The 12,960-nt window shown below is 50.7% G+C and carries 10 protein-coding genes; 4 read left to right on the top strand and 6 right to left on the bottom strand.

Annotated elements, in window-relative coordinates; genetic code table 11:
- Positions 1-173: 173 nt before the first annotated feature.
- From EFB08_RS00860 to EFB08_RS00850, 3 genes are all read right to left on the bottom strand, one after another.
- Positions 174-1,724 carry a M28 family metallopeptidase gene (locus EFB08_RS00860; RefSeq protein ID WP_227006155.1) on the bottom strand — a complete coding sequence of 517 codons (1,551 nt, stop codon included), beginning with the start codon at positions 1,722-1,724 and terminating at the stop codon, positions 174-176.
- A gap of 163 nt (positions 1,725-1,887) precedes the next feature.
- The gene (locus EFB08_RS00855; protein ID WP_123125023.1) at positions 1,888-2,256 is read right to left on the bottom strand and encodes a cupin domain-containing protein; all 369 of its coding nucleotides are present in this window, start codon (positions 2,254-2,256) and stop codon (positions 1,888-1,890) included.
- Positions 2,257-2,260: 4 nt separating this feature from the next.
- A complete protein-coding gene (locus EFB08_RS00850) occupies positions 2,261-2,509 on the bottom strand; it encodes a Kazal-type serine protease inhibitor domain-containing protein (RefSeq protein ID WP_123125022.1) in 249 nt (82 codons plus the stop codon).
- 258 nt (positions 2,510-2,767) lie between these two features.
- On the opposite strand from EFB08_RS00850, the gene EFB08_RS00845 reads away from it, so the two are divergent.
- Positions 2,768-3,055: a YtxH domain-containing protein gene (locus tag EFB08_RS00845; protein WP_165864765.1), complete on the top strand. Its 288-nt coding sequence runs from the start codon at positions 2,768-2,770 to the stop codon at positions 3,053-3,055.
- A 120-nt stretch (positions 3,056-3,175) separates the two neighbouring features.
- Positions 3,176-3,715, top strand: a complete 540-nt coding sequence (locus tag EFB08_RS00840) for a YtxH domain-containing protein (RefSeq protein ID WP_123125020.1) — start codon at positions 3,176-3,178, stop codon at positions 3,713-3,715.
- A 721-nt stretch (positions 3,716-4,436) separates the two neighbouring features.
- Here the strand turns inward: EFB08_RS00840 and lysS are convergent.
- Together lysS and EFB08_RS00830 are read right to left on the bottom strand one after the other, a co-directional pair.
- Positions 4,437-5,957 (bottom strand): lysine--tRNA ligase, encoded by a 1,521-nt coding sequence (gene lysS, locus EFB08_RS00835; protein ID WP_123125019.1) that lies wholly within the window; start codon positions 5,955-5,957, stop codon positions 4,437-4,439.
- A 232-nt stretch (positions 5,958-6,189) separates the two neighbouring features.
- The gene (locus EFB08_RS00830) at positions 6,190-7,185 is read right to left on the bottom strand and encodes an aldo/keto reductase (protein WP_123125018.1); all 996 of its coding nucleotides are present in this window, start codon (positions 7,183-7,185) and stop codon (positions 6,190-6,192) included.
- A 301-nt stretch (positions 7,186-7,486) separates the two neighbouring features.
- Between EFB08_RS00830 and EFB08_RS00825 the strand changes: the two genes are divergently transcribed.
- Positions 7,487-7,954 carry a hypothetical protein gene (locus tag EFB08_RS00825; RefSeq protein WP_125077615.1) on the top strand — a complete coding sequence of 156 codons (468 nt, stop codon included), beginning with the start codon at positions 7,487-7,489 and terminating at the stop codon, positions 7,952-7,954.
- Between the two features lie 144 nt (positions 7,955-8,098).
- Here EFB08_RS00825 and EFB08_RS00820 read toward each other — a convergent pair whose 3' ends face one another.
- Positions 8,099-9,133 (bottom strand): hypothetical protein, encoded by a 1,035-nt coding sequence (locus EFB08_RS00820; RefSeq protein WP_123125016.1) that lies wholly within the window; start codon positions 9,131-9,133, stop codon positions 8,099-8,101.
- Between the two features lie 705 nt (positions 9,134-9,838).
- On the opposite strand from EFB08_RS00820, the gene EFB08_RS00815 reads away from it, so the two are divergent.
- Positions 9,839-12,952 carry an Ig-like domain-containing protein gene (locus EFB08_RS00815; RefSeq protein WP_165864764.1) on the top strand — a complete coding sequence of 1,038 codons (3,114 nt, stop codon included), beginning with the start codon at positions 9,839-9,841 and terminating at the stop codon, positions 12,950-12,952.
- Positions 12,953-12,960 lie beyond the last annotated feature (8 nt).

The following is a 12,960-nucleotide window of genomic DNA, read 5'->3' as shown; positions in this document are numbered from 1 at the left end:
AATTCAAGACGAATTATAGAAGATGGATGCACTAGGGCTAAAAGGATTATATAGTTCTTACACTTGCATAAAACAGAAACCCCTCTGCAGAACTGCAGAGGGGTTTCTGTTTTATGCCTGTTTTGGTGTAATCAGCCTCAAAGCAAACCTGAATCATCAATTAACAAACCTTTTTACCGTTCCAATTTAAAACCGGGATCTACCGTAGGGCGCTGCGGGGTGTTGGAAATGGCCCAACCGGTGGCGTACATCCAACGAGTCATCCTAGCCAATTTTTTGTAGTCGATTTTATCGGCTTCATCCTTTGGGGTGTGGTAGTCGGGGTGCAGGAGGGTGGTGAAGAAGATAGCAGGGATACCTACGCGGGCATAAGGGAGGTGATCGCTCCGGAAATACCAGCCCTCGGGGTGCTTTTGATCATCCCAGGAAGTATCCAGCTTGAATTTGGTAAAGTTCTGATTCGCCTGAAGGGCCATGTCCACCAAGGCCTGTGAGTTGCGGTGGGGCAGGGTGGAGCCTAGCAAAGCCGCCGAGTCGGGTGCGTTTCTTCCTATCATGTCTCCGTTCAGCACTGCTACAATAGACTCTTTCTTGACCGTAGGGTTCTCGGCGTACCAGCGGGAGCCCAGCAGGCCACGTTCCTCGGCGCCGTGCCATACAAACAAAGCCGAGCGTTGCCCCGGGGTTTGTTTCCAGGCGCGGGCAATGGCCAGCATGGCCACGTTGACAGTTCCGTTGTCATCGGCTCCGTTCCAGATGGAATCTCCGTTGATAGGGGTTCCAACTCCGTCATGGTCATGGTGCCCGCTGAAAAGTACATATTCATTCTTCAGGGTAGGGTCTGATCCGGGAGCGCGGGCCACCACGTTTGCCGAGGGATAAAGGTAGCTGTCTACCTTGATGTGGAGGCTGGCTGTTCCGTTGGCCTTGCGTAATTGGTCTTCCAAAGACTGACCGCTGAGGGTGGGTAAGGCAATCAAAATAGGAACGGCCCGGCTGCTGGTTTGGGTTGGGGTAGCTCCTTCTAACTGATAGGTTCCTTCCTCAAACCCGTGGCCGGCGAAAGCCAGGTTGGCTTGGGTAGTAGAGTCCGCGAGGAGAACGATAGCAGATGCGCCGGCCCTGGTCAAAAGGGTTCCCTGCTGCCTCACCGCTGACAAGATGTACCGATAGCCCCACAAACTCATGCCCGGAGCGGGTAAAGTGGTGGGCGGCAGCATTCTCATGACCACAATCTTTCCGCGCACCTGCAGCCGGGTGGTATCAGATAGGGCGTTCAGCCAGACAGGTGCCCCATATATCTGACCTTCTATGGGCGAGGTTACCCAAACGTCTTTGTTCAGGGTCAGCTTTCTTCCGGCTAAGGTAATTTGGCTTTGGGGCGAAACCTGGGTCCGGCGAAGCGGAAAGAACTGGAAATAGGTGCCGTCGTCCCCGGCTGGCTCCAAGCCGGCTAGGCGGGCGCGTTCGGCGGTCCAGGTGGCGGCCCGGAGTTCCTCGGTTTCCCCTGCCCGGCGGCCCCGAAGGCTATCACTGGCCATGGCGAACAGGTCGTGGCGAAGGTCTTCTTCAGTAATGGCTGAGAAAGCGGGCGGATTGGTAGCGGAAGCCGGTGCGCTGGCCGTGGAGGCAGGACGTGTGCAGCCCGCCAAAGAAAGCAGTGCGGCCATGCAAACTGGAGCAACGCTTTTGAATTGTCTGAAAGTAGGGTAGGCTTGTTTCATGAGTTGGTGGTTTGGTCTGGTCTGGTCAAGAAACCAAAAAGGTGGCACAACCAGAAATAGTCAAGTCTGGTTTTCGGCTTGATTTGGCAAAATGTGGCTGAAACCATAAAGCCGCTACAGGGTTGCGGCGGCTTTATGGTTTCAGAGGAAAACAGGCCAAAGCCTAGTCTTCGCGGTTAACGGTGTTGATGTCGAAGGCGGGCACACAGATAGACCAGTACTCACATTCCTCATCGAAGGGGTTGGAATACTGGATGCGGACGCCCGCTTTGATGTGCAGCGTCTGCCCCGCCGAAAGGACCACGTTTTCCCCGTCAATCTCAATCTGTTTTCGGCCGCGGAGTACAATGGTCACCTCGTCGAATTCCGGGGTCTGGTGCGGCTCTCCCCAGTGGGGCGGAGCCACCATGTGCGCCACGCTAAAGGCTTCGGTACGGGTGCTGGCCAGGCCAAAATGCTCCTCAATTAGTTTACCGTCGGTGGTGGGTACCCGGTAGGGAGCTGTTTGAAGAAAGTATTTTTTCTCGCTCATAGTCTTAGTTGTTCGTGCCTTTGTCGGGGCATTCTCCCGGTTTATAGGAAGTAAGCCCAGCGCTTAAGGCCATACAAGCATTGCCGTAGGTTTTTCCATCGCAGCCGCACACCGGGTCATACTGCATGGTGCAGGCGCGTTCCTTGTCAATTTTAGAAGGGTCAATGCAGGCGGTGGCCGTCTGTTGGTTGCTCTTGCAGCCTAGTGCCACGCTCCCCAGCACCAATGCAAAAAAAAGAAGGTGTTTTTTCATAGGAGTCATTCTATGGGGAAATATACGGAAATAAGCCAATTGGCCTTTCTTTGAGGCGCTAAGCAGACGTTTTTCGCCTGTTTTTTTCTAAATCAGATAAAAACGGTTAACCTGTATCCGTATAAATCCGTAAACCGCTTGAATATATGTTACAATATATATTTATTGTTTAGCATATTGCCGGTGCGTAGTCTGTCGTTCTAATGATGTGTCTGAACCGGACCGGAAATGAAATATCAACCCTTATTTATTACCACTATGAAAAATGACAATTCAAAAATTTTGATCGCTGCTGCCGCAGGTGCCGCCGCTGGTGTAGTTGCAGGTATCCTGATGGCCCCAAGCAACGGCAAAGATTCTCGTGAAGGCTTGGTGAAAGCCGCCGGACAATTGGCTGAAAGCGTAAACGGACAGATTGCTCCTTACCTTGAAAAACTGAGCGGCCTTACAAGCCTGTTGGACAGTGTGAAAGGCGGGAACGCTGGCGCGAAGTCTGGCGGAGCCGATAACGGTACCGGCAACACAGACGCCGGTTCACAGTCCTAAATCTGAGCATCAGGGCCTTAGGTCTGGGAAGCGGAGGAGATAACTAAATGTTTTTGACTATCGTTAAGTAGGAACGAACGTTTTGAAACCCAAACAATTGTTCCTTTAAAAATAAAGCTCATGAAAGACGATAATGGAAAAATCATCCTGGCCATGCTTGCCGGCGCCAGCGCTGGTTTAGTGGCCGGTATCTTAATGGCTCCTGAAGCGGGCGAAACCACCCGCGGCAACCTGAAAAAATCTGCTTCCAAACTAGGTTCTGGTATTGGATCTACCGTGAAGGGCCTGGGTTCCAGCGCCGGGTCGTTGCTTGGCAGAAAGTCAGGCAGCGGTGACCCCGATGTGGTGAATACTGGTTCTAACAGCACTCCAACTTCGCACCTGGACAACAACCCAACCGGCGGAAATGTAGATTTGATGGCTGGGGACAATCCTCGTGATAACGCTACCGGAACCGCTCCATCAGACATGGGCGCAGGAGTTGGCGGCGGCGCCTATGGAGCCGATGCCGGCACCCTGGGCTCTGACACTGACGCGAACGCTACTGGCACCAGTGCCGGTATCACCTCGGGAGCTACCACCAAGCCGAAGAGAGCCAGCAGAGCCAAAGGTGCCGCAAAAGGCGGCAGCACTGGCACTGGCGCAGATGCCTCAGTTTAAATTTTTTCTATAATTTTGATGGCTTCCGTAACCTTTGGGTTTTCAGGCCGTTAAAGATAGAAAGTATGATTGGTTAAATAAGAAATTGCGAAACAGATGAAGTAAAGCGAAGCAGATTATTAGCGTTGAAACTTGATAATAGAGATCGATTTAGATTTAGTTTTTGAGGGATACGTAAATAGCTTAGCACACAGACGAAAGTCACATCAGAAGTAGCGAGTAGAAGTTATTTAACCAATATAAGAAAGCCTTCCCAGACGGGGAAGGCTTTCTGCATTTACAGCCATTCCGTTTCTAGGCCGTTTTCTTAAAGAGAAGCTCTAAAACAGCTGGCTATGTTAGTGCTGTTTAAGGATCTTAGCCAGTCAGGGTTCAGGTACCTGCCTGAATCTTAAAGGAAATTCTCCTCCTAACTTGTCCTCTTGGAAAGATCTTGTGGGCGAACTAGACAAGCAATAGAGAAACGACTCTACCGTTTGCTCACAAGATCCTTTCAGGATGACAAAAGAGAGTAGGGCTTTTATCAGCAATTCGTGCAGACACGTGCTGCAAGCTTGCGCCAGCGTTCAGAATTTCATTTTACAGAATTTGAGTTTTTGGCCCGTTTTAAGGAAAATAGCCCCAAAGCAGAAAGGCCGCTCTTGTAAAAGAGCGGCCTTTCTGCTTAATAAAGCTGATGAAACCATTAGCACATCAGCACAATACCTAATTAGCACATTAATTAATTGTTCTCAGGTTTCATCTGCGGGAAGAACAGCACGTCCTGAATAGACTGGGAGTTAGTCATGATCATGCTCAAGCGGTCAATCCCGATGCCCAAACCAGCGGTTGGCGGCATGCCATATTCCAAGGCTCTCAGGAAGTCCTCGTCCAATACCATGGCTTCGGTGTCGCCGCGTTTGCCAAGCTCTAACTGCTCTTCAAAGCGGGCGCGTTGGTCAATGGGGTCGTTCAGCTCAGAGAAGGAGTTACAGATCTCTTTTCCGTTGCAGATCGCCTCAAAACGCTCTACCAAACCTTCTTTGCTGCGGTGCTTTTTGGCCAGCGGGCTCATCTCCACCGGATAATCGGTGATGAAGGTTGGCTGGATCAATTGACCTTCGCATTTTTCCCCGAAGATCTCGTCAATGATCTTTCCTTTCCCGATGGTTGGGTCCAGTTTAATGCCCAAGCCAGTGGCGGTTTCGCGCAGTTGGGCCTCGTCCATCTCCGAGATGTCGATGCCAGTGAAGTGCTGGATAGCTTCAAACATGGTGAAACGCTTCCAGGGACGCGCGAAGTTGATCACGTTTTCGCCTACCTGTACTTGCGTGGTGCCGTGCAGCGCCAAAGCCACTTTCTCTACCATTTCTTCCACTAGGTCCATCATCCAGTAGTAGTCTTTATAGGCCACATACAACTCCACCTGGGTGAACTCCGGGTTGTGGAAACGCGACATGCCTTCGTTTCTAAAGTCCTTGGAGAACTCGTACACGCCATCGAAACCACCCACGATCAGACGTTTCAGGTACAGCTCATTGGCGATCCGCAGGTACAAGGTCATGTCCAGGGTGTTGTGGTGCGTCTTAAACGGACGGGCGGCGGCGCCACCATACAAGGGCTGCAGGATGGGGGTTTCCACTTCCAGGTAACCGCGCTCGTTGAGGTACTCGCGCATGGTGTTCACCAGCTTGGTGCGCTTGATGAAAGTATCGCGCACCTCGGGGTTCACCACCATGTCCACGTACCGCTGACGGTACCGCAGTTCCGGGTCGGTGAAGGCATCGTACACGTGCTCTACGCCGTTCTCGTCCACCTCGCGCTTCACGATGGGCAGCGGTTTTAGAGACTTAGCCAGCAAGGTCAGCTCGGTTACGTGAACCGATGTCTCACCCACCTGGGTTTTGAATACGTAGCCTTTTACTCCGATGAAGTCCCCGATGTCCAGCATCTTCTTGAACACGGTGTTGTACAGGTCCTTGTTCTCGCCCGGGGCGATGTCATCCCGCGACACGTAGATCTGGATGCGGCCTGAGCTGTCCATGAGTTCGGCAAACGAGGCCTTGCCCATCACGCGGCGGCTCATGAGGCGACCCGCCAGGCTCACTTCCTGGTAATTGTTCTGCTCCGGATCGAAGTTTTGCTTTATATCCTTGGCCGTGGCGTTCACGTCAAAAAGTTCGGAAGGGTAGGGGTTGATGCCCATCTTCTGGAGCTCTTCGCGCTCATGGCGCCGGCGTAGTTCCTGTTCGCTTAAATGCATGGAAACGGTCTTTCAGTGTATGCTTAAAATCAGAGCGCGAATTTCGGAAATTATTCCCATACATAGAGAAGATACCGCCTGAAATAGAAACGTTTGGACCAGATTGCTGCTTCACAAAGCCAGCCTGCTTGCGGAAAATGGGCGAAAAGACGTAAAAAAGCGTTTAGGAGCCACTTTCTGAAAAGTAGCCCCTAAACGCTTCTGTAAAGGAAACAGGGTTTACCAAAGTGAATTAGCCCGGCAACTGCAGTCTGTTCAGTTCATCGGTGATGAAAGTAATCTCATCTTGGCTGAGTTGCACGTCCATGGCTTTGGCGTTCTGGATGGTTTGCTCGGCGTTGCGGGCGCCTACCAGGGCAATAGTGATGCCGGGCTGCGCGATGGTCCAGCGAAGCACCAACTGACCTAGCGTGGCGTTTTTGTCATCGGCCAGAGGCTTGATTTTGTCCAGGAAGGCATTCACTTTCACCAGGTTCTCGGGTTGGTAGATGGGCAGGCTCGCGCGATGGTCGCCTTCGTTGAAGGGATGGCCGGGTTTGATTTTGCCGGTGAGTAAACCGCGCTCCAGCGGACTGTAGGCCAGGATCCCGATCTGCTGCTCCAAGCTGTGCGGCACCACATCGGCCTCAATGTTGCGGTGCACCATGCTGTAGGGAACCTGGTTAGAAGCCAACGTAATGTACTTTTCGGCTTCCTGCATCTGGGCCACGTTGTAGTTGCTCACTCCGGCCTGACGCACTTTACCTTCCTTAATCAGTTGCGCCACCGTTTCCATGGTTTCCTGGATGGGCGTGGTCACATCGGGCCAATGGATTTGGTAGAGGTCAATATAGTCAGTCCCCAGGCGGCGGAGGCTGTCTTCGCATTCCTTGATGATGCTCTCGCGGCCGGCGTATTTGTAGACATCAATGTCCTTGCCGTTGTTGTCCTGGCTTTTAAACCCGAAATCGCCTTTGGCCAGGTCCCAGCGCATGCCGTATTTGGTGAGGATCTGCACTTTGTCGCGCGGAATGCCTTTGATGGCTTCGCCCACAATCTCTTCGCTCAGGCCTTGTCCGTAGATGGGCGCTGTGTCAATGGAGGTCATTCCGTGGTCATAGGCGGCTTTGATGGCGTCCACGGCTTCCTGTCGCTCGGTTCCGCCCCACATCCAGCCGCCGGCTGCCCAGGCGCCAAAGGTCAACACTGATACTTCCAGGTCTGTGGTTCCTACTCTTCTGTATTCCATTCTTGCTTCGGTTAAGATCTAAATTCGGTTCTGGCCGCCTTTGAAAGCGGCCTAACCTGTTTGTACGAGACCCAAAGAAAATGACTGCGTTTAGTTTTTCGATTATTGCCTTGGTGGTTTAAAGGATACTAACCTGAGGAGGCACCACTTGCAGAATCAGTGTTTTTCAGGTGGTTTTTAGAAAATGGCCTAAAAGCGGGGAAAAAGGAAAACGAGAAGCAGGAGGGGACAGGTAAACTGAACGGTGTTTGTAATCCTTCAGGCGCTTTCGCCGTTAAAGTCAGAAACCATCCCCCAAGTTATGAAGTGTGAACTTAGTCTGATCTTCGAGGAGACCGACGGAACCCTCCGCTGGATTTTCAACATCCTGATCTATGCCCACCAAATCAGCGAGCCGCAAGTGCGTAAAATGCTGCAACCAACCCTGAAGGAGTTCCTGCACAAACGCAGCTACCAGGAGGTCATCCGCCTGGCCGAAACTGATATTGAGGAAGGTGATTTCGTGCGCGATTACCTGAAGCAGAACCTGCTTAAGTTCAATGCAGAGCAGGTGCGGGTAAAAGGAGAGAAGATAAAGTCTATCTGTTTCACCATTGAGCAGGCGGGCCACATGCAGGCTGCCGCCGACCCGGAATCTGTAGACCCCGAGGTGTTGGCTTTGTTTGAGGGACATGAACTGAAGCTGAAGCAAATCAATCTCTGCGCCATTGAAGCCCTGAAAACGGCTGGGGCGAAAGGCGTGCAAATAGAGAAATTCAGCCACGAGTAAGTCTCTCCTTTGTGGATGTGAGGTTTAGAAGAGAAAGAACCAAACCTGCCCTAAAATGATTTCGGCCTGTTTTAGAGAAAACAGGCCGAAAAAGCTGGTGTAAATTATTCACTCATTCACTTCCTCCTACAGTCACTTCTTTGATTAAGCTGCGGCAGAAAGTTGCATGGCGGTTCCTTCGTTGAAAAGAGGTTCCACCTGTTGGTTTAAGCGGTTCATCACGAAGCCAGTGCGCAAGTGCTCGGGCAACTCGGCTACTACCTTGCGGTATTTCTCCAGTCCCATGGCCTGAGCGACGTAACTCTCGTGCAAGCCGTTCATGTAGCTTACAATAGACAACAAGCACTCGTGAAAGAGCTTGAAATCAATCTCGGCTTCTACGAAACGGTCAATTTCCTTCTGCGTGGAAGAGATGCGCAAACGGCTCAGTAAATCGAACAGGGTGGTGTACCCCATGCGCCAGGTAATCTGTTGCCAGTGCTGCGCTGCCCACTTGTCCAATACTTTCCCCGTCTTGCTGCTTCTGATGGCCGTAGCCGGGTTCTTCTGCACCTGCTGCCGAATTGCGTTGGCTGTGAGCTTTCTGGTAGTGCGCAAAAACTGTCCAATCTGAGCCTGTGCTTCAATCTCCTTGCCCGCAATCTGTAGCCCAGGTTTGTAGCCCGCCAGCGGCAAGCGGTGGATGCTGAAGTCATTGTACGCCCCAGCTGCATAGAAGCCAATTGCCCGCGGGTACGCATTCTTCACCACCAATCTTCCAGACTCTCTTCTGATAGCCGCCTCATTGTTGGTTTTAGTACCCAGTGTGTACAGGAAAGCCTGCAACCCCGCGAAGATGGAGTAATACGCCTGCGGAAACGTCCAGTGCAGGGCGTTGCGCAAATACGTTTCATCTCCTAACTCAGCGGTAGCGCGGAGGGCATACTCTGTGCTCCAACTATTATGCAACGTTCGGGCAATAGCCTGCAGATCCTGCTCAGAAAGGTCAGCGGAATGCTGTCTGAAAAAGGCGTTATTCCGCAGGCCGGCTTCTTCTGCACTGTGGTTGATATGGTAGTTGATCGCAAAAAAGTAGTTCAGGAAAACCTGAGCCGGAATAGATTTCCGCCAGGCTGAATCCTGTGGTTTTTGCTCTTCCTGAAAGAGCGGAATCACATTTTCATCTAGTACCTTCTTCATATGTTTTAAACACATTAGAAGCAGGTTGAGTTGCATTTTTGCTAATAATTTTAGGTATTTAACTAATTGATTTTTAGCAATTTGACTATTGGTTTACGGGCGCTTCCAGAGGCTCTGAAACGCTCCTTCAGAAGTGAGTTTTATCAAGGTGAAGCACGGCAGAAAATTGTAGAAAAGTTTGTGGAAGGAAGAGAAGCGGGAGTTTAGCTTGAGGGTAAAAATTAACCTAATCGTTACATTCTATAGAAAGCTATTAGTTACATTTGTTTTCCGATCCTCGAGTCACTTGAGGCTGTTTTCTAAGGCATTAAGTAATATCTTTTCTTCCTCCACTTTTCAAATAATTCAATTTTTATGATCAAACCTTTACAGAAAATAACTTTTCTGCTAATTGCACTTCTTGGGCTAGGAAGTAGCGGGAAAGTTTTAGGGCAAACCTTCTATGATCCTTTTTTAGGAATTGGGGAAATTGGTAAAACTGAGGCTACTGGAACTTCGATTAGCAATGGTTGGACAGCACATAGTGGTACAGGAGTCTTTCCTATTGTGGAAGGCAGCCTTTCTTACCCTGGTTTAAGAGGGCCGGTTGGAAATAAAGTGATGTTATCTGGGGTCAGCAAGGATGTAAACGCTCCTACAGGTATTGCGGCTGAAGCCCAAGTGGGTTATTATTCTGCTTTAATTAAAGTAGTTGATAAAACCCAGTTGTCATCTACAGCCTTTGATTATTTCATGCACTTTGGTGTATCTGCTGGTACTTCAACAGGTGCCTTTTTCGGCCGCTTACAAATTAAGAGCGTAAACGGTGGGAATAATTTCCGATTTGGGATTCAAAATACTACTGGTGGTGCTCCTACTCAAACCGAGTATGTAACTGACTTGAATTTTGGTGAAACGTACCTGATAGTTGTAAAGTATGATCTAAATGGGAGCAATCCGGATATAGCAACTCTTTGGGTGAATCCCTCAGAATTTGGAGGAGCAGAACCCTCTACAGGTAGTGTTTCTAACAATAGTGGCACAGCTACTACTTCTACCGCCTTTGGTTCTATTGCCCTTCGGAATGGATCAAATACCCCCAACGCAGAAGTTGATGAAATAAGAGTTGGTACTTCTTGGGCAGATGTAACCCCTGTGGCTATTGCAGATAACACACCTCCAACCCTGGTTTCCTTTACTCCCGCAAACGCAGCTACCAACGTACCTACTAATACAGACTTCGTCCTTACGTTCAGTGAGCCTGTTGTAGCTGGAACCGGTAAAGTAGGTCTTACCTGGAGCGGAGATCCTATTTCAAAAGTGGCCAATGAGGCAGATGTAGTGTACTCGGGTTCTACCGTGACCATCAAAAACACCAGCCTGCAGCCAAATACAACCTATACGGCTTTCATTGAGAATACAGCCTTTAAAGACGCAGCAGGTAATTTTTATGCAGGTTTGTCCGGTACTTCCTGGTCCTTTACCACCGCCGCGGCACCAACTCCTGTTTTAACGCCTTCGGTCGCTTCCCTGGCCTTTCCGGCCTTGGCGCTTACCAAGAGTGTGGTAAAATCGTATGACTTATCCGCTGCAAATGTGACCGGCGATGTGACGGTTTCTGTAACCGGACCTTTTGAGATCTCCAAAACCGATGGTTCCTATGCCACTACGCCATTGGTGTTTACCCGAGCCGAGCTGGCTGTAGCCCAAAAAGTGTACGTGCGGTTTACGGCTACAAACGTAGGCAGCGTGACGGGTTCCATCAGCCACACCTCAACCGGAGCCGAGGCGGTGACCGTGAACTTATCAGGTTTGGGAATAGACCCTTATAACCAGAACTTCAACGACCCTAATTTTCTCACCAACAGCGGCTGGATGCAGATTAGCGTAACAGGCGCCCAGGTATGGGCAAGCACCAACTTCGGACGTGATTGCCTTACCGGTTGTAATGCTCCTACCCCAAACAAAGCAGCTCAGATCAATGGGTTCGTGAGCGGGGCGGGCGTTCCAAACGAAGACTGGTTGATTTCTCCGCAACTGGATCTGACTACTTTCACCAACATGCCGGTATTGCAATTCTGGACCATCTCGGCTTTTGCCGGGAACCAGTTGAAGTTGATGTACTCGGCAGATTATTCTGGAACTGGCAACCCATCAGATGCCACTTGGACCGAGGTACAGAATGCCTTCCCAGCCTCTAACAGCAACCTCTGGACTTTGACGCAGGGAATTGAACTGCCAAAAACCGCAAAATACGTGGCCTTTGTCTATACCTCTACCACCCAAGGGGCTTCCCGCTGGACCGTGGATGATGTCAAAATTCAGGACCTGAGCAGCTTCAACACCATCCCAACTGCAACCTTCAGCTTCGGCGAAGCAGCCATGGGTACTAAGTCTGCCGCGCAGTCGCTTTCCTTCAGAGCCGTAGGGTATGGAGCCATCACTGTGACTGCCCCTGCTGGTTTTGAAGTGTCTGCAGATAACGGAACCACCTTTGCTTCTTCCGTTGTAATCCCTGAAACCGAGGCAGCAGTAGCTGCTGGCAAAACCGTGCAAGTGCGTTTTGCGCCTTCGGCCAAGCAACTCAAGGTTGAGGGAACGCTTTCCTTTACCGGTACTGGTTTGGAAGCCAGAAACATCAGCCTAGTAGGTTCTTCTTACCTGAAATCGGAGACCTTTGACGTAGCCACTTACAACATGGAGTTCTTCGGGAACGGAACGCAGATCGAAGGGTACGGTCCGGCCAACGCCCACCTGCAGATTGAGAACGCCACCACCGTGTTGAACCGGTTGAACATGGATATCGTCGGGATTGAGGAAATCAGCGATGAAACGGCCTTGGCAAAAGTGATTGCTGACCTGCCAGGAAGTTATGCCAAGCAGATTTCCCCGGTGTATTCGTACTCCATCAAACCGAATTCCTCCACTACTCCTTTCCCGGCCCAGAAGATCGGCTTCATCTACAACACCGCAACGGTGACTCCGGTTGGGTTCAGAGTGATGTTTGAGGATATGTACAGAAAAGCCGTTGCCGGTACCACCACCCAGATTGATGATGATTTCTGGTCTTCAGGCCGTCTGCCGTACATGGGTACTTTTGATGTGACCGTAGGCGGCATCACCAAGCGCATCAGGGTAATTGACATCCACGCCAAATCAGGTGGTGCCAATGCCGATTTCAACCGCCGGGTGAATGACCTGAAGGTTTTGAAAGATACCTTAGACATGTACTACGCAAACCATAACGTGATCTTGCTGGGCGATTACAATGACAATGTGGTAGGTTCCATCAACGCCGGTGGGGTTTCTTCCTACAACTCCTTCGTGACCGATGTAGACGATTACATGGCCCTTACCAAAACCCTGGCCGAAAACGGGGGCTTCTCTTTCCCAAGCTCCAACAGCTTCCTGGACCACATCATCATCTCCAATGAGTTAACCGATGATTACCTGGAGAACTCCACCACCGTGGAAGACCCAAGAAGCTACGTAACCAACTATTCTAACACCACCTCAGACCACTTGCCGGTGTATGCGCGTTTTGCCTTCACGGCCAATGATCCGTTGGGCACCAAAGAAGATCTGAAGAGCAAGTTCAGAATCTCGCCAAACCCAACCACCGGAGCGGTGACTTTGCAACTGCCGGTGTTGGCGCCTAAAAACAACCTTTCTCTGACCCTGTACAACTTGCGCGGAGAAGTTGTCCTGCAAACCGCAGGCTTAGAGCAAACCCTGAACCAGCAGCTTTCTCAGGCTTTGAGCAAGGCGCCATCGGGCATGTACCTGGTGAAAGTTCAGGCGGGCACCCAAGTCTACCAAACCAGAATCATCAAGAAATAAGCTAACCT

This window comes from Rufibacter latericius (genome assembly GCF_003721515.1).
Classification (GTDB): Bacteria; Bacteroidota; Bacteroidia; order Cytophagales; family Hymenobacteraceae; genus Nibribacter; species Nibribacter latericius.
Note: the sequence above shows the minus strand (reverse complement) of the source record. Positions and strands in the feature narration are given on the sequence as shown.